Source organism: Verrucomicrobium spinosum DSM 4136 = JCM 18804, from assembly GCF_000172155.1.
Lineage (GTDB): Bacteria > Verrucomicrobiota > Verrucomicrobiia > Verrucomicrobiales > Verrucomicrobiaceae > Verrucomicrobium > Verrucomicrobium spinosum.
This window is the reverse complement of record NZ_ABIZ01000001.1, coordinates 2,841,222-2,860,787: the sequence shown is the minus strand read 5'-3', so window position 1 is coordinate 2,860,787 and position 19,566 is coordinate 2,841,222. Positions and strand designations below refer to the sequence as shown.

Genomic DNA, 19,566 nt, shown 5'->3' with positions numbered 1-19,566 from the left:
CGTTGACGAACCGCTCCCGATTTTCCATCATCTACGACGATATTCGTATATCACACTACCATGGCCAGACCGATCAAAGACCGGGACCCATCCCAACCTGAACCTACCGAGGCTGAACTGCTGCTCCTGCGCGTCCTCTGGAAGAACGGCCCCTCCAGCGTGCGTCAGGTCTGGGAGGAAACCGGCAGCAAAGGCAGCTACACCACGGTGCTGAAGCAGTTTCAGGTCATGCACGAGAAGGGGCTCCTGACCCGCGATGACTCGGCCAAGGTGCACATCTTTGCCGCGGCAGTCCCGGAGCAGAAGGTGAAGAGGTCCCTGCTCGGCCGACTCATGACGCAGATGTTTGAGGGTTCTGCCGCCCAACTGGCACTTGGCGCACTCTCCACACGCAAAGTCTCGGCAGAAGAGCGGGCGGAGATCCGCAAGCTGCTGGACGAACTGGATCGCAAAGACGGCAACGATTGAGCCCCTTCCCGCCATGAGCCTTCACCTTCTTCATTCCCCCTGGCTCTCTCAACTGGGAGCCAGTCTCCTGCACAGCCTCTGGCAGGCGGCGGCTGTTTGGCTGCTGCTCAGTGTCGTTCTGGTGGCCATGCGCAACGTGTCGGCAGCAGCGAGACATCGCCTGGTCTTGAGTGCCCTGACCTTCACCTTGTTGCTCCCAGTGGGCACCATGGTGTGGCTGAGCCGTGATCTTAGGGAGGCGGCGGAACTTTCCCGCCCCTCAGCGTATGTTATTGCGCCGAACCCCACTCCGATCTCGGATCAGGCACCCGTTGTCTCACCGGGACCCAAATCGGCGCCAATCCCCCCCCGCCCCCTCCCCAAGCCGGAGCCTGCCCCGATGGCTTGGCAGTCTCTCGTAGCGGTTATTTGGGCGGCTGGAGTCGCCCTGATCTGCCTGCGACTCGCAGCAGGTTGGTGGCTCCTGCAACGGTTGCGTCATGATGCCTCACGTTGCACCGCGCCCTGGTTGCCGGGCCTGCTGGAGCGCACCGCCCTCCCCGCCGCCCGGGTGCTGTGCTCGGCACGCCTGCAGGTACCGATGGTGGTTGGCTGGTTCCGTCCCGTCATCTACCTGCCCGCTGCGATCTTCGGCAGGATGACCCTTGCCGCCGCGGAAACGGTCGTGCTGCATGAACTGGCCCATCTGCGTCGGCGGGATCCCATCATCAACCTCTGGATCACCACGGTGGAAACACTGCTTTTTTTCAACCCGCCTGTCCGCGCGATGGCCCGTGCTGCCCGGGATGAAGCGGAATGCGCCTGTGACGATCAGGTTCTCGCCTGGGGGGGAGATCGCCCCACCTATGCCCGCGCCCTTGCGGACCTGGAAGCAGCCAGACCCGACTCTCTCCCCTTCTCCCTCGCCGCCACCGGCGGCAGCGGTCTGTTGCAACGCATCCAGCGCATTCTGGGAACCGTCCCAACCCAGGGCCGTCCGTTTGTTTCCCAGACCCTTGGCCTTGCCACCCTGACTTCCATCACTGGCTTCATTCTCATGTGTGCGCTCGCCGTGCCCCCCTTGGCACGGGCTTTTACGCCGGAGGAGAGGATTGCCGCGCTGGCGATGGTGGAAGAGACGCAAACGATGGACCCGATAATTGAGTGGAAGGCGGTTGGCAAGCTGGTGGACGAAACCGGCAAGGTCATCACCACAAGCCACGTTTTCACGATTAGCGGTTGGTCAGAGCGAAGATCGTTCACCGCCAGCGTGCGAAACGCCGCCAGGTTTACCTGTGAGGGCTTTGGGAAGTCCATGGTGGTGGGCCTGTGGCTTGAAGGGCACGCCCCCGCCTCCACGATTGTCCAGGCCCCCAAGAACGCGGATGAACCGGCTGCATTCTCCCTCGTCGTCAGGAAAGGTTATCCCGCGATCTTGAAACTCGTGGATGAGATTGGGGTGGCCATACCCGGGGCAGAACTCCACGTCAAATCGATCATGCTCAATAGCGAAAAGGCCCATCGTCAGGGAAGCTTGCAGACTTCCGCAGCCGGGGAAGCCACCATCGGAAATGCTGAGACGGACAGCGCATTTGACATCGAGGTGCGAGCTTACGGCCATGAATGGTCGCAGTTTAATGGCGTCCGTTTTGCCAATGGCATTCCCACCACGATCAGCGTCCGCAAGATTGAGCCACTGGATTTGCAAATCGTCGATGCCAATACGGGAACCGCTGTTCCCAGCGCCAGGGCTTACTGTTGTTCCTGGGGAATCGCGAACGAATCGATGTTTTACGGCTCACGGTCCTTCCTTGCCAGCATGAGCCGCCAGCCATCAGGCAACGACGGGCATCTGAAACTGGACCTTTGGTCTCCCAACCGCCATTTCCTCGCACTCATCGAGGCTCCGGGATATGCCTCAGCGATCGCCCCGGTGGTGCCCAGGCGCCCCCTCGAACCCGTTCGGCTCTTCCCTGAGCTAAGGCTGGGAGGCATCATTCATGATCCGGAGAAGTTGCTCTCCAGAAGAGGGAATCCGCCGATTGTTCGGTACTACCTGGACTCGAACAGCGGCAACTCCTGGAATCTGGCCAACTTCAACATGGCGTTTGAAACTGAAGGTCACCTCCAGGGAACCGATGTCCATTTCTCGATTGGCCTACTCAACCCAGGAGAGATTGAACTCAATTGCGATGGTCGGGAATGGAAGACACGGGTCACAGGCAACCAGTCCGACCTGCACCTCTATCTCTCAAAAAATGGCCTCACTGCGGAAGGCCCCAACCAAGCCCCGCCCACCCCTCCCCAGGAACGAACGGTGAGATTCCGGCTGCATCCCCCCGCAGATCAGCCACCGGCTCAAGGAAACTTCGTCGTGCAAGTGCGAGGACGGGAGCGCCCGCTGCCGATCAACAACGGCGAAGCGACGGGGCGCTTTCAAGTGGGCGACTACATCGACTTCATGCGTCACGGCATCGCTGGCTACTCACGCCCGGAGAGTCTGAAGGAGCTCAAACTCACCCACGGCGAGGGAGATGTGGAGCTCGACATCCACCTGATCCCATCAGGCGGCATCACGGGACGACTGGCCGCCGCCGGGGCTGGTCTTGACTACCGAAGAACTATGGGAACGATTTTGCGCCTCCATGATGAGGGCTCACGTGCCATGAGCCTGGAGCATGATATCCAACTCCCATCCGGCTCAGACAAGTATGCGGTGACCGGGCTACCTCTGCATGGGGACTACCGCCTCCTCTTCCGCTCTGGTTGCCGCCTGGTGGAGTCACCCTGGGTCAAACTAGACGAGAGGAACCCTCTTCCAGATACTCCTCTTACCTTCCCCAAAGGGCTCACCATCTCTGGCAGGGTACTCGAAGCAGATGGAACTCCCGCCTCGCAGGCGAGCCTCACCCTGGTGTACCATCTGAGGGACTGGAACTACTGGTACACCACCTTCGCCAGCACCCAGGACGGAAGCTTCACTCTGGAAGGCATGAACTTCGATGTGGAAGGCTCCTATTCCATACACATCAACAATCCAGATGGGAAGAAGGCGGGAACCATCCCGATCTCTTCCTCCGACAGCTTTGTGGTTGTGAAGCGACTTTGATGATTGATTGGACCCCTGACCGGAGCATCAAGGCACCTCGCCAGGAGCACTGTCGCCTGCACCAGAGGGCGCGGGTGACGCCCCCTCTGTCTTGTAATCGCTGGACATGACCCGCACCTGCCCCGTACCCGGTTGTAACTCCACCCTGAGGATGCTGGCAAAGCCTTGATTGCCTTCCTGGAAGTTCATCCCCGAGTCGATCCCCGGAGTCATCGGCACCGACTGGTCAAAATCCACATAGTAGCCGCCGCTCACATCGAACTGATAACGCTTCACCTCCATCTTCACCCCTGCGCTGCCGTCATTAAGAGCGTTCAACCGGGGGGTGAGTATGGAGTAGTTGTACACGCCCGGCTCCACCTCGTACGGGTCCGTCACCAGCGTAGATCCCGCTTCCACCAGTTGATCGATCTGAGCCATGCGTTGACCTCGGACTCCCGGCATACCCGGGATGGGTACCGCAGGCTGGGGCTCCGCGACTGCCGGAGCCGCCTCCACGGTTGGCTTCAAAAGATCCTCAAGATCTTCGTCAACGCTCTTGGGTGCTACAAAGGGAGCGCGGGCAGCAGGCAACTCCCGCGGAGCCGACTGAGCAGACGCCATGGGCTCGCCAGTCAGACCCTCAAGACCAAGGGAGGGACGACGAGCGCCCCCGTACCAGCCGATGGCCAGTGCCACCAGAAACGCCAGGACAACCAGAAGTGCGGTTCTCACAGGATCACCGTGTGGGTTGCGGAGCCATTGTGCAATGCAATTCGGAGGAGCGTCATCTCCCAACATTGAATGCCCAGACGGTCAGGAAGTTGCGGAGAAATGTGCGAGGAGCGCAGGCGAGTGCCCCGCTTTGGAGCAATCAGGAAGCCCAACATATGCTCAACCATTCCCACAGGATCCTCCGCTCACGAACCGACGGGGACCGTCAGACTACCCCCGCATCATTGCCCCCTGGATTTGCATCCATTCCCCATCTTGTTAATCCTTCAGAAATCTTGTTAATCCTTCAGAAATCTTGTTAATCCTGTCTCGAAAGGACGTCACAAGAACGGCATGAACAAACGGGCAAAGCCATCCCGCAGCCGTTCGGCCAATGTGGCACTGCGAAGGGCGGCGAGAGACTCCAGGGTGCCGTTTCGCACCTTTTTCTCAAACTCCCGATCCAGCTCCTGGGCCAGCAGGTCATCGAAGCACGCCAGATTGAACTCAAAGTTCAACCGCAGGCTGCGGGGGTCCCAGTTCGTAGATCCCACCAACGACCACAACCCGTCCACCGTCATGAACTTGGAGTGGTCGAAGTGCCCGTCCGCCTCGTAGATCTTTACGCCCTTTTCCAGCATCTCCGGGTAGAGGGTACGCGCGGCCCAGCGCACAAAGGGGATGTTGTTGCGCCTTGGCGTGAGCACTTTCACATCCACACCGCGGAGCGCCGCAAGGTTCAGCGCCCAGATAAGGGTCGGCGGCGGGAGGAAGTAGGGCGTCATGATGCGGACCGAGTGCCGCGCCTCGGAGATCGCGGCGAAAATCGCCTTGGGCATGAGTTCAAGGTCTTCATCCGGACCGTCCGGCACGCCGATGGCAGCCACCTCACCTGCGGGTGCCAGGGTGGGATACCAGAGAGGACCGGAAAGCACTTCCCCAGAGCAAAAGGCCCAGTCCTCCGCAAAGACCCGCTGAAGCTGCTGCACCACCGGGCCTTCCACCTTGAAATGCATGTCCTGCACGGGATGGCTGGGATCTGCCTCCAGCATATTGCCCTGGCGGATGTTCATGCCCCCGGTGAAACCAGTTGTCCCGTCCACCACCATCACCTTGCGGTGATTCCGCAGGTTCATGGTGAGGATGCGCAGGACGAAGCGGATAGGCATGAAGCGCTTGGCCATCACACCCCGGCTCCGCAGCAGATGGGTGATGGGCGGCCAGGAGTAGCGGGTCCCTGCGTCATCCACCAGAACCCGCACTTCCACCCCGCGGTCTTTGGCAAGGACCAACTCCTCCACGAACTTCATGCCGATACCGTGGGCCTCAAAGATGTAAGAGCACAGAGAGATGGACTTTTGAGCACCACGGATCGCCTCCAGCATGGCCGGCATCGCCTCCTCCCCATTGCGCAACAACGTGACGTGATTTCCCACTGTAAAGCCAAATCGGGAGAGCATCCCCAGGGAGGTCGAGAGCGCCCGCAATTCTTTGAGTTCCGGCACTGTCTGCCACGGATTGACGGGGCAGACCTCCCCCACCGCCGCGAGTTCCAGACTGTGACGATATCTGGCCCCGCGACGTCGCAGGCGGTTGATCCCAAATAGCGCGTAGAAGCAAGCACCCAGAAAGGGGACAAATGCAATGAGCACCGCCCAAAATGCCGCACTCCGGTAGTCCCGGTTCCTCAGCAGCACGTGACTCAGCGCGTATCCCACCACCACCAGGTTCAGCGCAATAACACACAGGTGCCAGACGGGCTTCACCACCGGCAGGATCTCAGAAAGGAATGATATCATGCTCGTCGCGCAACCACTGGGCACCGATAGCCCCGAATGATCTGCGATGCAATGCCGCGAACACAAACACCGTCTCCCCTATCCGTTGAATCGCCACCCCTTCCCACCAAAAAACCCCCTGGCTGACGACATTGCGCTTTGCACCGCGGGCGGCTTCGGACTATCCGTCCCGTTCTCATGAATCGGATTGACGAATGTTTTGCCGGGCTGCGTGCTGCCGGAAAGAAAGGTTTTGTGGCCTACATCGCCGCAGGAGACCCCGACCTGCCCACGACCCGGGAGATCGTACTGACTCTGGCCCGCTGCGGAGCCGATGTGATCGAGCTGGGTGTGCCCTTCAGCGACCCCCAGGCCGATGGCATTGTGAACCAAATGGCCGCCGAGCGGGCTCTGAAGGCTGGGACCACACTGCCCAAGGTGCTGGCGTTCATCAAGGAGTTGCGCCAGGAGACCCAGGTGCCCCTGGTGCTCTTCACTTACCTGAACCCCGTCTATACCTACGGGTTTGAGGCCTTCCATCGCGATGCCGCCGCGGCCGGAGCCGATGGCGTGCTCATTCTGGATTTGCCGCCAGACGAAGCGCCGCTGAACGACGAATTGACAGTCGGCGACGGCCTCAAACGCATCCGCCTCATCGCACCGACCACCCCGGAGTCGCGCATCAAACTCATCACCCAGCAGGCAGAGGGCTTCATCTACTACGTCTCCCGCGAGGGCGTGACGGGAGCCCAGACCTCCCTGGCCACCGGCATCTCCGACCAGCTCCAGAAGATCCAAGCCGCAACCAACACCCCCATTGCCGTGGGGTTTGGCATCTCCACCCCCATCCAGGCCAGCACCGTCGCCTGCATGGCCGATGGCGTGGTCGTGGGCAGCGCCATTGTGAAGCTGATCGAGGAACACGGCACGCATTCCGACTTGTCCGACCGGCTCACGGCATTCGTTAAACCTCTTGTGGACGCAGTGAAAGCCGTCTAGCTTCTCCGCCCCTTATCCCATGGCCAATCTTCTCAGCTTCTGGAAAATGAACGGCGCGGGCAATGACTTCGTCATGCTCGACAACCGCGATTTGTCCCTGCAACTCTCCGGTGAATCCATCGCCCAGCTCTGCGATCGTCATCGTGGCGTGGGTGCAGACGGCCTCCTGGCCGTGGAACCAGCCACCGAAGGCGGTGACTTCCGCATGCGCTACTACAATGCGGACGGCGGCGAGGCCGAGATGTGCGGCAACGGTGCCCGGTGCTTTGCCCGCTTCGTGAACAAGCTGCACGACAACAGCCTGGCGGCGCTGAAGTTCGAGACCCAGGCCGGGATGATCTCCGCGGAGTTCTTCGGCGATCAGGTCGAAATCAACATGAGCCAGCCCCACAGCCTGAAGCTGAATCAGGGGTTGGTGGTGGATGGCACCCCGCTGGAAGTGCACAGCGTGAACACCGGTGTCCCGCACGCCGTCGTTTTTGTGGACGATGTGAATGCCCTCTCCACGGCCGAAATCCGCCGTCTGGGCGCGTGCCTGCGCTACCATGAGGCCTTCGCGCCGAAGGGCACCAACGCCAATTTTGCCACCGTCATCTCCCCCGGCTCCATTGTGATCCGCACCTACGAGCGCGGCGTGGAAGATGAGACCCTGGCCTGCGGCACCGGCATGGTGGCCTGCGCGCTCATTCACCATGAGCTCCATGGAGCAGCCGCTCCCGTCTCCGTGAAGGTCAAGGGTGGCGACACCCTGAAGGTCGGCTTCAACCAGGCTGGCGACGTCTATTCTGACGTCACCCTGCACGGCCCCGCCGACTTCGTCTTTCAGGGCAAGCTCGAAGTCTAAGCGCCCACTGGGAGCCCCCTCTGCCGGCCCTCACAGCCGCAGATGAACTGGCTCCCCCTTTCCTCTTTTCAGTTCTCAGTTCTCATCATCATTAACACCTAAAACGTCATGTTCGCCGGTACCCACACCGCCATTGTCACCCCCTTTCGCAACGGCCAGATCGATGAAGCCGCCCTGCGAAAGTTGGTGGACTACCAGTTTGCCGGCGGCGTGCAGGGCGTCGTGCCCTGCGGAACCACGGGTGAATCCCCCACCCTGGACTACGATGAGCACGAGCGCGTCATCCAGTTGACCGTGGAGTACACCGCAGGCCGTGGCATCGTCATGGCTGGCACCGGCAGCAACTCCACGCGTGAAGCCGTGGAAATGACCCAGGAAGCCGAGGCCGCCGGTGCCAATGCCGCCCTGCTGGTCGCACCCTATTACAACAAGCCCACCCAGGAGGGGCTCTTCCGCCACTTCAAGGCCATCGCCGACAACACCAAGCTGCCAATCATGCTGTACAGCATCCCCGGCCGCTGTGGCATCGAGATCGGCGTGGACACCGTGGTGCGCCTTGCCGAGGCCTGCCCAAACATCCGCGCCATCAAGGAAGCCGGTGGCAATGCCGACCGTGTGAGCCAGATGAAAATGCTCCTCCCGGCAGAGTTTGATATCCTCTCCGGTGACGACTCCCTCACCCTGCCCTTCATGAGCGTGGGTGGCGTGGGCGTGGTCAGCGTGGCGGGCAACCTCATCCCGGCAGAGATGAACAGGATGGTGCAGGCCGCTCTGGCTGGCCGCTGGGCCGAGGCTCAGAGCATTCATGCGCAGTTCAACCCGCTGTTCTCCGCTTTCCTGAAGCTTTCCACGAACCCGATCCCCATCAAGACAGCGCTGGCACTCAAAGGCATCTGCGATGCCGAGCTGCGTCTGCCGATGTGCGAGCTGGGGGAAGCCCAGGTCAATGAACTGCGCCAGACCATGATCAACGTGGGCATCCTTGCTGAGTAATATTCACTGCAAACCGACCATCATGGCTCAGCTCAAAATTCTCGTCACCGGTGCCAAAGGCCGCATGGGCCAGGCTGTCATTCATTCCGTGGAAAGCGATGCCGACTGTGCCGTCGGCGCGACTGTGGACATGGGTGACTCCCTGGATGAGGCCCTCTCCAAGTGCGATGCAGTGATCGACTTCACCTCCCACCACTTCAGCAATGAGCTGGTGGCCGCCTGTGTGAAGCACAAAAAGCCTTTCGTTATGGGTACCACCGGCCACACGCCGGAGGAACTCGCCGCAATCCGTGAAGCGTCCAAGACGCTGCCGGTCGTGCTGGCACCCAACTTCAGCGTGGGGGTGAACACCCTCTTCTGGCTGACCCGTCAGGCTGTGCGCATCCTCGGCGAACCCTTTGATCTCGAAGTGGTGGAAATGCACCACCGCATGAAGACGGACTCCCCGAGCGGCACCGCCCGTCGTCTGGTGGAGATCCTGTGCGAAGAGACTGAGGTCAGCTACGAAACGGACACCCGCCACGGCCGCAAGGGCGATGTGGGTGCCCGGACGAAGAAGGAAATCGGCGTCCATGCCCTGCGCGGTGGCGATGTGGTCGGAGATCACACCGTCGTCTTCGCCAACGTGGGCGAGCGCGTGGAACTCACACACAAGGCCTCCAGCCGCGACACCTTCTCCAACGGAGCCGTGCGCGCCGCCAAGTGGCTCGTGAGCCAGCCCGCGGGCATCTATGACATGCAGGACGTACTGGGGCTGAAATAGCTCCAGATCTCGATTCTTTGCCCCTACCCACCTTCGCAACCGGGAGTCGATGAAATACGGCATCGCTCTCGGTTCGAATTTGGGGGACCGGCTTGAGAATCTTCGTCAGGCCGTGGTCGCTCTTCTCCAGAGCGTTCCAGGGAGTAGAGTGATCGCCACCTCCGCGGTTTATGAAACGGATCCCGTGGATTGCCCTCCGGGTTCACCGGGATTTTTGAATGCGGTGATCGAGCTGGAAGCAGAACTCCAGCCTCTGGATCTGCTCCAGCACACCCGGGCCATCGAGGCCGCACTTGGCCGCCCGAATGAGCACGAGCACCATGCGCCACGCACCGTGGACCTGGATCTGCTCTATGCCGATGCCGCCGTGGTGGATCACCCGGACCTCACGCTCCCCCACCCGCGCATGACGCAGCGTCGGTTCGTGCTGCAACCGCTCGCAGACATCCGCGCGGACCTGCGCCTTCCCGGCGAAGACCGGTCGGTGCAGGAGATCCTCGATACCCTGCCCATCTCGGACGAGCCTCCACCTCGGGTGTATTCACTGGACTGGCTCGACCTCGGCAGTCCGTGACCTCCTCTCCGTCGTATCGTAAGTTTCGCTCGACGCCCCCTTCCTCTCCCTCCCCTGCAATGGCCGTCTCCCCCGCCCTCCTCGCCCAGCAGCTTAGCGACCGGAAAGCCGCCGGTGAAAAGCTCGCCGTCCTCACCGCTTATGACTACCCCACCGCCCGGCTGCTTGATGAAGCCGGCGTGGATCTCATCCTCGTAGGAGACTCCCTGGGCATGGTCGTGCTAGGCATGCCAGACACCACGGGCGTGACCATGCAGATGATGCTGCATCATGCCGCCGCCGTCCGCCGTGGGGTGCAACGCGCCACGATCATTGTGGACCTTCCCTCCGGCAGCTATGGCATGCCAGATATGGCAGTGCACAACGCACGCCGCCTCGTAGAAGCAGGTGCCGATGCCGTCAAGCTTGAGGGCGGCGTGGATGTGGCCGACCAAGTTCGAGCCATCACACAAGCTGGCATCGCCTACATCGGACACATCGGCATGCTGCCGCAGAGCGTGAAACACGAAGGCGGCTACAAGAAAAAGGGCAAGACCGACGACGACGCCAACCGACTTTTGGCTGATGCCCGTGCACTCGAAGAAGCAGGCGCAGCAGGCATCGTCCTGGAGAGCATGGTCCCTGAGGTGGCAGAACGCATCAGCAAGGCCATCCAGATCCCCACGATCGGGATCGGCGCCGGCCCGAACTGCGACGGCCAAGTGCTCGTGACCCCCGACCTTCTCGGTGCCTTCCCGTGGTTCAAGCCCCCGTTTGCCACCGCGCTGGCGAATGAGGCCATGGAGACCACTCGCGCTGCACGAGAGTGGATCGCGGGTGTGAAGGGAGCTTAGAGGAGTCGATTCCACGAACCGGAACTGCCCTAACCTCCTCCCCCAGAGACGCTGTAGAGCAAGGGCCCCGCTTGCCACGCGCCACCCCTGACAAGGCAACCGAAGCGGTCGCCCCACAACCCAGGTTATCTGAATGTGTGAGGTGTTGCAGTCGCCCTCCGCGTTGCCAGCGAAGCCCTGTTCGCAGTCCAGATTGCAGCTCTGCCACGATGACCTCGAAGTCTCAATGAAGCATCCGCCGTGGCGGCAGCAAGAATGCCCCTTCAGAAGGGCCGAAGGTCCGGCTTCATACCAGCCTCGGGCGACGCCCGAGGAGTCGATGACCAACTAACTCCAAAGGGCTGTGGGCCCGGCGTCATCAAACCCGCCCATGACGAGCACCCCGGAATGGTGCCGGGCCAATGGCCATCATCATCTAAACCTAAACTAGCGCCTCAATTCGGTCACAAAAGGAAGATAGTCGGCCTCGCCACTTCCCCCTGCTGGCATTGACCTGAAGGAGTCTTAACGGGGACCAACGTGCCAAATCTCCCTTTTGCTTCTCGTCCCAGACATCTTGCAGGGCGAGCGCCCCGGGTGACGCGAGTGTTTCCTGAGGAACCAATCCACCAACACGGTCGCCTCACAGCTTCCACATCCACACAGCCATCAACACCCCCAAAAACCGTTCGACAGACGGCATGGCAAAACGCTAAGCTGCGCCAGGCACCCCCACCCACTTCAATTATGCGATTCCTTCTCTGGTCCCTCAGATTCGTGCTCCGCCTGGCACTCTCCTTGATCCTCCTTGGGCTGGTAGCCTGGACTTTTGGAGCCCTTTATTACGACATGCCCTTTCTCAACCGGGCCACAGCCTGGCTTTGGCTCGGCTCCGCCGCCACCATGCTGCTATTTATTCGCCAGCCTTGGCGGAAGTCGCTCTTCATCGGACTGGCCTTTGTGGGCGTCTTGAGCTGGTGGCTGAAACTCCAGCCCCAGGCGAACCGCGAATGGCAGCCCGAGGTGGCCCAACTTCCTTGGGCGGAGGTGGCTGGGGATGAAGTGACCATTCACAACGTGCGGAACTTTGACTACCGCACGACCACCGACTTCACCCCGGCCTGGGAAACCCGCAAAGTGCGACTCTCCCAACTCACCGGCATTGACCTCTTTATCAACTACTGGGGATCCCCTTGGATGGCCCATCCCATTGCCAGCTTTCAGTTCAAGGATGCGCCCCCCATTTGCTTCTCCATCGAGACCCGGAAGGAAGTGGGCGAGAAGTACTCAGCCATCGGAGGCTTCTACCGGCAATATGAACTGATCTACATTGCGGCGGACGAACGCGACATCGTGCGATTGCGCACCAACTACCGCACCGGAGAAGACTCCTATCTATACCGCATCCCCGTCTCGCCCGAACGGGCTCGCGAACGGTTCATGGAATACGTCGCCACCATGAACGGACTGCGTGACCAGCCGCGCTGGTACAACGCTGCGACCACCAACTGCACCACGGCCATCCGCACCCAACGCCCCAACTCGAAACGCGCCCCTTGGGACTGGCGAATACTGGTAAATGGCAAGGGGGACGAGATGCTCTACGAGAGAAATGCCCTCGTGACCGACGGCCTCCCCTTCCCCGAACTCCGGGAAAAGGCTCATATCAACTCAGCAGCGCAGGCGGCCGACAAATCACCGGACTTCTCGAAACTCATCCGGGAAGGCCGCCCGGGATTTGGACCAACACCGGCTGGCAATGCGGCGGCTCCGTGAAGAATCGATGGCATGGCGATACATTCGCCTCTCGCCATCGCCTCGGGGCATTCTGGCCAAGCCCGGCGACCGATTGGACAGCTACCGTCATTCATTCTACGCCGCCACCGCGGCCTGGGACTGACGCCCCCAACCAATCACCGGCATGACGCGCAGCTTTCTCACCAAGGCTTCAAAATTGTAAACCACCACAATGGCCGTGGCCCCCAACAGATCGGCGATCAGAGAGTTGCGGAAGAACATCAGCGTCGGCGGCAGGCCTTCCTTGCCCGTCGTCAAGGCCTGCACCCAGCCAGCCCACGTCTTTGCGTAGTAGGACTCGACAGCCCACGACAGGGAATTCGTCACGAGATAGAAACCAACACTGCAACCTAGCGTGCCCAGCACGGTATCGACCATACCGGCCTTGCCACGAAGTCGGGACCCCCACCAAGCAGCCAGCACATACAGGCCGTAGCTGAGCAGCACCGCCTCACGGCCATGTGCCGTGGACCACCACTGCGAGCCCATGCTGACCCAGTCCACCAAAATCAAAAGCCCCGCCCAGCTCCACCAAGGCAGCGAACGCGGAAAGGCGATGGCCCCGGCGAAGGCAAAAGCCATGAGCGGGCTCAGATTCCCCAAGTTGGCTGCAACGATCCCCTGCTGGTAAAGCACCCGCCAGATCAGAGCCGCAACCATCAGCACGAGCGGCAGCCAAACATAGGCGGAAAGACCTTGGGAACGAGCAGAACGAGACATGCGGGAATGAAGCTCCAAGTGCGCGGATGAACAAGGGCAATGTTGTCTAAATCGAATGTAGACAGCGAGGCAAAATCAGGGTAACGCGACGTCTAGCATCACATTAGACACCTCAGTTTGCCCTCCCCTATTCTATCCATGGCATCGAGATTACTTGTCCCACTGTTAGCCGTCGTGGCAGCCGCTGCACTATGCCCCCAAAGCAATGCAGCAACGCACTACTTTCTGATTCAGGGGAACTTCGATACCAGCACGGCAGGGGCAGAGACTTTTAAATGGGTCGTTGATGATCCCAACAATGTGCTCCAAACGGGCCAGGACGTCATGAATGCAATCTTCGGCACGATGAGCACCACGAGCGGACCGGTATCCACCGTCGGAGCGGGATTCCAGCTTGACGCTACATACTACGGCACCTTCAATCCGCCATCGTACTACTATACGGCTTTCACATGGTTGGGCCTGCCTGGCTCTGCCGATGACAAAACCCTCGAAGCCAACTCAGAGGACTCTCTTGGCTGGAACTACTACAACACGGGCGGAAGCTACTCGGGTGCCTTCGATGCTCCGAACAGCGGTACCTACGCCGACACCGGATGGACAAGCGGACGAGTCGGAACCACAGGACGCAGCCTCTTAGACGGCGGCATTGACGAGGTAACTTTCGACGCTTGGGTGTACGGCGGAGACGGATGGGACCAGCCCATGGCCACCATCCAGGGCAGCGAGAATACTCCTACTGTCGCCAACTTCACTGGAAACAACACCCTCATTCAACAGTATGGCAATGGGGTGAGCGTCTATTCCTATTCGGCAGTTCCCGAGCCTCAACGAGCGCTTCTTCTCTTTGCTGGCTTGTCGGGCATGCTTGCCTTGCGCCGCCGCAAAAGAGCATCAAATCACCTTCGATGACGCATCGCCTATCCCGGGGTAACCACCGTAATCTAGCGGCCTTCACGCTGGTTGAGTTGCTAGTGACGGTGACGATCATCGCCATCCTCGTCACTATCACCATGTCAGGCTGGCGCGCCTACCGGGGTTTTGCCACCGGAGCCAATTGTTCGAGCAACCTCCGCCAGCTATCGGCTGCGGTGAACATGTACGTCAATGACAACAACGGGTACTTCCCGCCTTACGTGGTCAATGGCAAAGGTGACAAAAAGGGTCAACGAACCTGGTTCTTCGGCCATGAAAGCACAAAGGCGGGGACAGCGGAAGGTGATCGCGATTTGGATAAGACGGCGGGACCGCTCTACCCCTACATTCAAGAAGTGGGCAAAATCGAAGTGTGCCAGGGCTTCAATTATGAAGGAGCCTTGTGGAAAGAGAAGTTCAAAGGAGCCAGCTACGGCTACGGCTACAACTGGCTGCTGGGCGGTCGCAGCGGCGGTGCGCCCATGCATGTGAGTCAAGTGCGTAGCGCAGCGAAGGTCATCTTGTTCGGCGACTGCGGACAGGTAAACACCTTCCAGCAACCGGCCTCTCCAAGCAAGCCCATGATTGAGGAGTTCTACATCCTCAGTGAAACCGAGAACACCGCCCATTTCCGGCACAACGGCTCTGCCAACATGCTGTTCGTGGATGGCCATGTCGAATCCTTCAAGCCTTATCCGGGTAGCACCGACACTCGAATCAAGGGTGAGACGGTAGGTCGGATAGCCGCAAAAGGCGACACCACTTACTTCAAGTAGGTCACCTCCCTCAATGCATCCTAAACATCACCTGCTCGCACTTCGCACGCAGCTTGGCATTGGGTGACCGGTTGGCGCAGCGCCAAGTCAAGGAAGGGGATTCCTGGGCAAGGGATTCGGGTGCGCCCTGCAGGATGCGGGCCTCACCGTTCAACACTGCCCCAGGCCGGACCATCACCGAGCGGGCGGCGACGGTGCCCTCGGCCACGCTGCCTGGATTGAGGAGCAAACACCCATCGCACACAAAGTTGCCCACCGCGTGCCCGTGGACGATCACGTCCCGCGCATGCACCTCACGAAGGAAATACACTTCGCAGTTGCGGTGGATTTCGATTCTCCGGGCGGCCACCACTTCGGCCACGATGTCACTCGTGCGATAGCTGAGGTCCGGGAGGGCGGAAACCCGACCCGGCGTTTGCGGCCGAGGCTCCGGCAGGAGTTCCATGCGCTTCATGCAGGCGGGACACGTGGGACTGCCATAGTCCCCCAGGGTTCCAGTTTCATAAAAGAAGACGCTGTGCGTCTCCGGCAGCTCATTGAGCCGGGCCGCGAGTACATCGGCATCCACGGTCTCGATCTGGCGCTGCCTCGCAAGGTGGAGGGCAGAGGCCGAAAAGCCACCCGGGGCCAGCAACACACCGCGGGTATTGCGGTGCTTCTCCTTCTTGAGCGTCTGGGCGAACTCCTCCACACCGGCCACCGTCGCCTGCCACTGGTTCCACTCCGCCAGCCGCACACGGTAACGCCGCGCGTGCGCACCCTTGCCGCGCGTCATGGTAAAGTCCGCCGCGCCATCCATTCGCACGGTCGTAGAGCCTAGCTCAAATCCGCCGAAAAGGGCCATCGCCCGTGCCAGCTCCACAATGCGGCACCAGTCCAGAGAAAGGAGCAACTCGGCGGTCCAGCGTGCAGACATTTCCCCACTTCCGGTCAAGACCGGATCGAGCCCGCCAACCACTGCCTTGTAAAGTCGCTGCGACATCTAGCGAGATGGGTAACCCTTCTCAAAAACAAGTCACAAAATTAACACACCTCCCGAATTTGTCCACGCTGACTCTGCCCATTCCTTTTCAGCCAAGCAGAAGCCATGCCTGTGGAGCATACGTCAAGACTATGCTCACAGTGCCGAGAAGGTCTTTCCCAGACCGGGTCGGGAGGGCCATGCTCGCCCGTGATCCATATTCTCAAGGCGGCGGATCGGAAACGCCATCATCTGGGCGGCGTCCACGTCTGCACTACCTCAGTCCCCTGCCAAGACGCGAACTTCCCCTCCTCGATTCTGGCTGGCATCACGGATGCAATCCTCCTGCCTGGCGAAACATTTGTAGAACCCACGCCCCCACCCACAGCCAATACAGTACTCACCTTTGTGCTTGAGGGTGTCGCAGAGCACTTAACTCCCCCGCCGCCGGCCCGGTCTCACCTAACCCCTGGGTCCAGTCTGATGGAACCGCTGGCCGCACGAGATTCCGCCTCCTTTGGAGGGGACCGATGGCACAATCCTTCGCCCGTTGAAGTCAGCCACCTGTTGCGGTTCTGGATAGCTGGCTGCGGTCCGGCTCGGAAGACCAAAACTCAGGCACATCACTCCCCACCTTTAGGTGACGCCTATACCCCCAGATGGCTGGCCTGCCCCAGCGGAGGTCCCGACCATCTGCGCAGCCCCCCAGGCATAGCACTGTGGCACGCAACACTGCACCACGGCCAACGGTGGCGGAGATCTCATGGCGCAGGGCACCATGCCTGGATCAAACTAACCTCAGGAGATGTTTGGTGCTGCGGGAAGCTACTGGCTGCGGGAGATGCGGCTCTCGCGCATGACGAGCCCTGCTTGAGACTTCAAGCCAAGCGTCCGGCACAGGTGTTTGTGCTGGATTTTAAAATGTAACATCCAGCCAGGGCCAAAGTCCCAAGGCGGGAAGCCGGGCTGGAGGGTGAACCTCCAGCCCAACGGGGCTTTTTAGCTGGCGGATCAGCCCTTTCTGGCCTTGGCCCAGCGGGCCTTCTGCGCAGCTGCGATGCGAGCGCGACCTTCAGGGGAGATGTTGCGGGCCTTCCGACCGCTTTCAACCTTGACTGCCTTGGGCTTGCGACCACGGGCAACGACGGGAGCAGGAGCTCCGCCACCGAGCAACTCGGAGAGCTGGGTTTCGAGTTCTTTGATTTTCTCGGCGATTGCGACCGCCTTCTTAAGTTGTTCCACGGATGGTTGCTTGGATGAGATCATACAATTCTTATTCTAGTTGGCATGACAAAAAACGCACTACTTACTCAATATAAGACTCCCCCTTAGCCCCCATTCATGGTGAGATACAAGCAGTTTTTGCATGAATGATAAAGATCATGCGCAAAATAAGACCATTATCCAGACGAAAAAAACGCAGGTAATGACCGCTGCAAGCTTCATGAGGACGAAGAATCCGGGGCATCAATGAGCCCATTGCTCCACTTAAGCCTGCGGGGCAGCCACGATATCCAGGCCCTGAGGACAAGGGGGGGGGGGCCACTGCTTAAGCGGAGCATTCAGGCCGCGCGGCGCACGGATTCATCTTTCAGCGGCATCACATCCTTCACCTGACCAACACAGAAATGGGTGATGAATCCGCTCCTTGCCTGGCCCGCCTCGGCGGGGACCAGACATTTCAGCCACTCCATCGTACGGCGCCCCTCCTCATAGGTGGAGTCCCGACGTTTGGCGACGATACCCGGCTGCCCAGCCATCCTGGCCTGCTCCAGAAGATCCTGAGGGGTGCCCGCGAGGTCAACTGCGGCAACCACGCCCTGGGGCGCGCCAGCGAGCAGGGCCGACATGCGTTGTTTCCTTACGCCCAGTGGGAGGCCCTGCATGTAGCGGCCATCCAGTTCCAGCAGATCAAACACCACCAGGCCAACCGCCGCCGGACGCTGCCCTCTGCCCGACATCTCAACCGGGCAACCACACACGCAACCAGACTCATCCAAGGCCACCAACTGACCATCCACCAGCGCCTGGTCGCAAGGAAGAGCCTGCAACGCCTTGATGATCTCCGGAAACTGCTCCCCCAAGGACAAGTGGTTCCGGGAAACCAGCCACGCCTCCTCTGCTGATTTCAAGGCCGTGACTCTGAAACCCCGCAACTTCATCTCATAGATCCAGTCAGGACCAGCGGGGAGCTCTGTCACCTGCCGGCAACACATGAGATCCAGCGAGGTCATCCGTTCCGGAATGACCGGGACGTGACTTGCCCGGGGGAGATCAGTGTGAGGTTGCATGTCGGTTATTCGCCGACAACCCGGAAACTGCGCTTCAGAAAATTTCTCCCCCGCGCACGAAGGCAAAGCAGGAACCCGGGATTCTAGGAAATACCGATTGGAATGCCGGACCTGTTTTGTTCCGGTTTGAGGACTTATCTGCCCCCCTCAGTTGCGAAGATTGGCGGAACGGACGGGACTCGAACCCGCAACCTCTGCCGTGACAGGGCAGCGCTCTAACCAATTGAGCTACCGCTCCAACCTTCGCCCCGTTCGTTGCCGTTCGGGAAGGTCAAAAGAGTACATGAACTCCTGATTTGTGCAAACTCAAAATGCATCTTTTTCGACATTTTTTCCCGCCCCCCTATTTCATCTCTACGAGCCTGAACGAAAACACCTTCGGGCGGATGGAGATCCGCGCCCGAAGGTGTCCCAAGCAAGGTTGTTGCAAGGCCTACTCCACCTCGACTTTCACGTCATCAAAGAGGATCGGTGTGTTGGAGAATGGCGTGCCCCAGATGGAGCATTTGCCCTGCCCTTTGAGAGTGGTGTCTTCCACCGTAAATTGAGCTTCTGCAGGCTCTGCCTCCGTCGCAGGCCACACCTTGCCCGTCACTGTCCATTCGCCTTCTGCAACTTTTCTGGCTTCCAGTTTCATCTTCAGCCAGGCGTCGCTGGTCCAAGTGTAAGGGATGGACTTCACAACCTCTTCTTGTTTGATGAGTTGAAGTTCCTTCTTGGCAGGAAACACCGTCAGGCGATAACCGCTCTGCCCGTGCACGCCGATGGCAAAACGGGGAAAGCTCCTTCCTTGCTTGGTGGCAAAGACTTTAGCTTCAATGGTGGCGCTGCCACGGGCGGAATCACCCAGCAGTGCATTGGCCTCCACGAGTTCTCCCACCCCGATCTGAATGCCTTTGTTGCCGTCTTTCGCGACAATGCTGAACTTGCCTTCTACCACAAAAACTTCTGCGGGCGGTTCCCCTTCGTCCCAGGCTTCGCTGTCGAAGACGAACTTCTTGGGTTCAGCCGACAAGGTCAAGGGCAGCAAGAGGGATGCAATCAGAGCAGACGTGCGGGTGGTCCAGTGGTGTTTCATGGCAGAATGGATGAGG

General features: G+C 60.1%; 19 protein-coding genes and 1 tRNA gene. 12 read left to right on the top strand and 8 right to left on the bottom strand.

Translation table 11 applies throughout. The annotated features are described in order from the left end of the window. Positions 1 to 60: 60 nt before the first annotated feature. Positions 61 to 468, top strand: coding sequence for a BlaI/MecI/CopY family transcriptional regulator (locus tag VSP_RS11590; protein ID WP_009960766.1), 408 nt, complete (start codon positions 61 to 63; stop codon positions 466 to 468). Between the two features lie 13 nt (positions 469 to 481). Continuing rightward, entirely contained in the window at positions 482 to 3,556 is a 3,075-nt protein-coding gene (locus tag VSP_RS11585; RefSeq protein WP_009960765.1) for a M56 family metallopeptidase, read from the top strand. A gap of 27 nt (positions 3,557 to 3,583) precedes the next feature. Here VSP_RS11585 and VSP_RS11580 read toward each other — a convergent pair whose 3' ends face one another. Both VSP_RS11580 and VSP_RS11575 read right to left on the bottom strand, forming a co-directional pair. Next, entirely contained in the window at positions 3,584 to 4,270 is a 687-nt protein-coding gene (locus VSP_RS11580) for a hypothetical protein (protein WP_156345082.1), read from the bottom strand. 320 nt (positions 4,271 to 4,590) lie between these two features. Next, positions 4,591 to 6,048, bottom strand: coding sequence for a phospholipase D-like domain-containing protein (locus tag VSP_RS11575; RefSeq protein ID WP_009960763.1), 1,458 nt, complete (start codon positions 6,046 to 6,048; stop codon positions 4,591 to 4,593). A 177-nt stretch (positions 6,049 to 6,225) separates the two neighbouring features. Between VSP_RS11575 and trpA the strand changes: the two genes are divergently transcribed. The 7 genes from trpA to VSP_RS11540 all read left to right on the top strand — a co-directional run bounded on the left by trpA (position 6,226) and on the right by VSP_RS11540 (position 12,788). After that, positions 6,226 to 7,026 (top strand): tryptophan synthase subunit alpha, encoded by an 801-nt coding sequence (gene trpA / locus VSP_RS11570; RefSeq protein WP_009960762.1) that lies wholly within the window; start codon positions 6,226 to 6,228, stop codon positions 7,024 to 7,026. Positions 7,027 to 7,045: 19 nt separating this feature from the next. Next, positions 7,046 to 7,870 (top strand): diaminopimelate epimerase, encoded by an 825-nt coding sequence (gene dapF / locus VSP_RS11565; RefSeq protein ID WP_009960760.1) that lies wholly within the window; start codon positions 7,046 to 7,048, stop codon positions 7,868 to 7,870. Positions 7,871 to 7,978: 108 nt separating this feature from the next. Further along, the gene (dapA, locus tag VSP_RS11560) at positions 7,979 to 8,863 is read left to right on the top strand and encodes a 4-hydroxy-tetrahydrodipicolinate synthase (RefSeq protein WP_009960759.1); all 885 of its coding nucleotides are present in this window, start codon (positions 7,979 to 7,981) and stop codon (positions 8,861 to 8,863) included. Positions 8,864 to 8,885: 22 nt separating this feature from the next. Then, on the top strand, positions 8,886 to 9,626 hold the full coding sequence (gene dapB, locus VSP_RS11555) for a 4-hydroxy-tetrahydrodipicolinate reductase (RefSeq protein ID WP_009960758.1): 741 nt from the start codon (positions 8,886 to 8,888) through the stop codon (positions 9,624 to 9,626). Positions 9,627 to 9,675: 49 nt separating this feature from the next. Beyond that, positions 9,676 to 10,200 carry a 2-amino-4-hydroxy-6-hydroxymethyldihydropteridine diphosphokinase gene (gene folK / locus VSP_RS11550; RefSeq protein ID WP_009960757.1) on the top strand — a complete coding sequence of 175 codons (525 nt, stop codon included), beginning with the start codon at positions 9,676 to 9,678 and terminating at the stop codon, positions 10,198 to 10,200. A gap of 59 nt (positions 10,201 to 10,259) precedes the next feature. After that, complete coding sequence (gene panB / locus VSP_RS11545; protein ID WP_009960756.1) at positions 10,260 to 11,033, top strand: 3-methyl-2-oxobutanoate hydroxymethyltransferase; 774 nt, start codon at positions 10,260 to 10,262, stop codon at positions 11,031 to 11,033. A gap of 726 nt (positions 11,034 to 11,759) precedes the next feature. Next, positions 11,760 to 12,788: an Lnb N-terminal periplasmic domain-containing protein gene (locus tag VSP_RS11540; RefSeq protein WP_009960755.1), complete on the top strand. Its 1,029-nt coding sequence runs from the start codon at positions 11,760 to 11,762 to the stop codon at positions 12,786 to 12,788. Positions 12,789 to 12,884: 96 nt separating this feature from the next. Here the strand turns inward: VSP_RS11540 and VSP_RS11535 are convergent, their stop codons facing one another. Next, positions 12,885 to 13,529 carry a DUF6580 family putative transport protein gene (locus VSP_RS11535; RefSeq protein ID WP_009960753.1) on the bottom strand — a complete coding sequence of 215 codons (645 nt, stop codon included), beginning with the start codon at positions 13,527 to 13,529 and terminating at the stop codon, positions 12,885 to 12,887. Between the two features lie 138 nt (positions 13,530 to 13,667). Between VSP_RS11535 and VSP_RS11530 the strand changes: the two genes are divergently transcribed. Then, entirely contained in the window at positions 13,668 to 14,441 is a 774-nt protein-coding gene (locus VSP_RS11530; protein ID WP_081452503.1) for a PEP-CTERM sorting domain-containing protein, read from the top strand. Then, positions 14,438 to 15,220 carry a prepilin-type N-terminal cleavage/methylation domain-containing protein gene (locus VSP_RS11525; RefSeq protein WP_081452502.1) on the top strand — a complete coding sequence of 261 codons (783 nt, stop codon included), beginning with the start codon at positions 14,438 to 14,440 and terminating at the stop codon, positions 15,218 to 15,220. Before VSP_RS11530 ends, VSP_RS11525 begins: the two co-directional genes overlap by 4 nt. A gap of 10 nt (positions 15,221 to 15,230) precedes the next feature. Here the strand turns inward: VSP_RS11525 and VSP_RS11520 are convergent, their stop codons facing one another. Next, positions 15,231 to 16,202: a bactofilin family protein gene (locus VSP_RS11520; protein WP_029190362.1), complete on the bottom strand. Its 972-nt coding sequence runs from the start codon at positions 16,200 to 16,202 to the stop codon at positions 15,231 to 15,233. Positions 16,203 to 16,307: 105 nt separating this feature from the next. Between VSP_RS11520 and VSP_RS43945 the strand changes: the two genes are divergently transcribed. Continuing rightward, positions 16,308 to 17,108: a pirin family protein gene (locus VSP_RS43945; protein WP_425509794.1), complete on the top strand. Its 801-nt coding sequence runs from the start codon at positions 16,308 to 16,310 to the stop codon at positions 17,106 to 17,108. Between the two features lie 84 nt (positions 17,109 to 17,192). Here the strand turns inward: VSP_RS43945 and VSP_RS35015 are convergent, their stop codons facing one another. The 4 genes from VSP_RS35015 to VSP_RS11500 all read right to left on the bottom strand — a co-directional run bounded on the left by VSP_RS35015 (position 17,193) and on the right by VSP_RS11500 (position 19,550). Further along, complete coding sequence (locus VSP_RS35015) at positions 17,193 to 17,447, bottom strand: hypothetical protein (protein ID WP_009960748.1); 255 nt, start codon at positions 17,445 to 17,447, stop codon at positions 17,193 to 17,195. 296 nt (positions 17,448 to 17,743) lie between these two features. Beyond that, positions 17,744 to 18,472, bottom strand: coding sequence for an ATP-dependent DNA ligase (locus VSP_RS11510; protein WP_081452501.1), 729 nt, complete (start codon positions 18,470 to 18,472; stop codon positions 17,744 to 17,746). A gap of 161 nt (positions 18,473 to 18,633) precedes the next feature. After that, positions 18,634 to 18,710 (bottom strand) — tRNA-Asp (locus tag VSP_RS11505). A 195-nt stretch (positions 18,711 to 18,905) separates the two neighbouring features. Then, entirely contained in the window at positions 18,906 to 19,550 is a 645-nt protein-coding gene (locus VSP_RS11500) for a hypothetical protein (protein ID WP_009960745.1), read from the bottom strand. Between the last annotated feature and the right edge of the window lie 16 nt (positions 19,551 to 19,566).

What these genes read in the sequence shown, in the direction of transcription:
- VSP_RS11590 (WP_009960766.1), top strand. Translation starts at nt 61, where the DNA reads ATGGCCAGACCGATCAAAGACCGGGACCCATCCCAACCTGAACCTACC.
- VSP_RS11585 (WP_009960765.1), top strand. Translation starts at nt 482, where the DNA reads ATGAGCCTTCACCTTCTTCATTCCCCCTGGCTCTCTCAACTGGGAGCC.
- VSP_RS11575 (WP_009960763.1), bottom strand. Translation starts at nt 6,048, where the DNA reads ATGATATCATTCCTTTCTGAGATCCTGCCGGTGGTGAAGCCCGTCTGG.
- trpA (WP_009960762.1), top strand. Translation starts at nt 6,226, where the DNA reads ATGAATCGGATTGACGAATGTTTTGCCGGGCTGCGTGCTGCCGGAAAG.
- dapF (WP_009960760.1), top strand. Translation starts at nt 7,046, where the DNA reads ATGGCCAATCTTCTCAGCTTCTGGAAAATGAACGGCGCGGGCAATGAC.
- dapA (WP_009960759.1), top strand. Translation starts at nt 7,979, where the DNA reads ATGTTCGCCGGTACCCACACCGCCATTGTCACCCCCTTTCGCAACGGC.
- dapB (WP_009960758.1), top strand. Translation starts at nt 8,886, where the DNA reads ATGGCTCAGCTCAAAATTCTCGTCACCGGTGCCAAAGGCCGCATGGGC.
- folK (WP_009960757.1), top strand. Translation starts at nt 9,676, where the DNA reads ATGAAATACGGCATCGCTCTCGGTTCGAATTTGGGGGACCGGCTTGAG.
- panB (WP_009960756.1), top strand. Translation starts at nt 10,260, where the DNA reads ATGGCCGTCTCCCCCGCCCTCCTCGCCCAGCAGCTTAGCGACCGGAAA.
- VSP_RS11540 (WP_009960755.1), top strand. Translation starts at nt 11,760, where the DNA reads ATGCGATTCCTTCTCTGGTCCCTCAGATTCGTGCTCCGCCTGGCACTC.
- VSP_RS11535 (WP_009960753.1), bottom strand. Translation starts at nt 13,529, where the DNA reads ATGTCTCGTTCTGCTCGTTCCCAAGGTCTTTCCGCCTATGTTTGGCTG.
- VSP_RS11530 (WP_081452503.1), top strand. Translation starts at nt 13,668, where the DNA reads ATGGCATCGAGATTACTTGTCCCACTGTTAGCCGTCGTGGCAGCCGCT.
- VSP_RS11525 (WP_081452502.1), top strand. Translation starts at nt 14,438, where the DNA reads ATGACGCATCGCCTATCCCGGGGTAACCACCGTAATCTAGCGGCCTTC.
- VSP_RS11520 (WP_029190362.1), bottom strand. Translation starts at nt 16,202, where the DNA reads ATGTCGCAGCGACTTTACAAGGCAGTGGTTGGCGGGCTCGATCCGGTC.
- VSP_RS43945 (WP_425509794.1), top strand. Translation starts at nt 16,308, where the DNA reads ATGCCTGTGGAGCATACGTCAAGACTATGCTCACAGTGCCGAGAAGGT.
- VSP_RS35015 (WP_009960748.1), bottom strand. Translation starts at nt 17,447, where the DNA reads ATGATCTCATCCAAGCAACCATCCGTGGAACAACTTAAGAAGGCGGTC.
- VSP_RS11510 (WP_081452501.1), bottom strand. Translation starts at nt 18,472, where the DNA reads ATGCAACCTCACACTGATCTCCCCCGGGCAAGTCACGTCCCGGTCATT.
- VSP_RS11500 (WP_009960745.1), bottom strand. Translation starts at nt 19,550, where the DNA reads ATGAAACACCACTGGACCACCCGCACGTCTGCTCTGATTGCATCCCTC.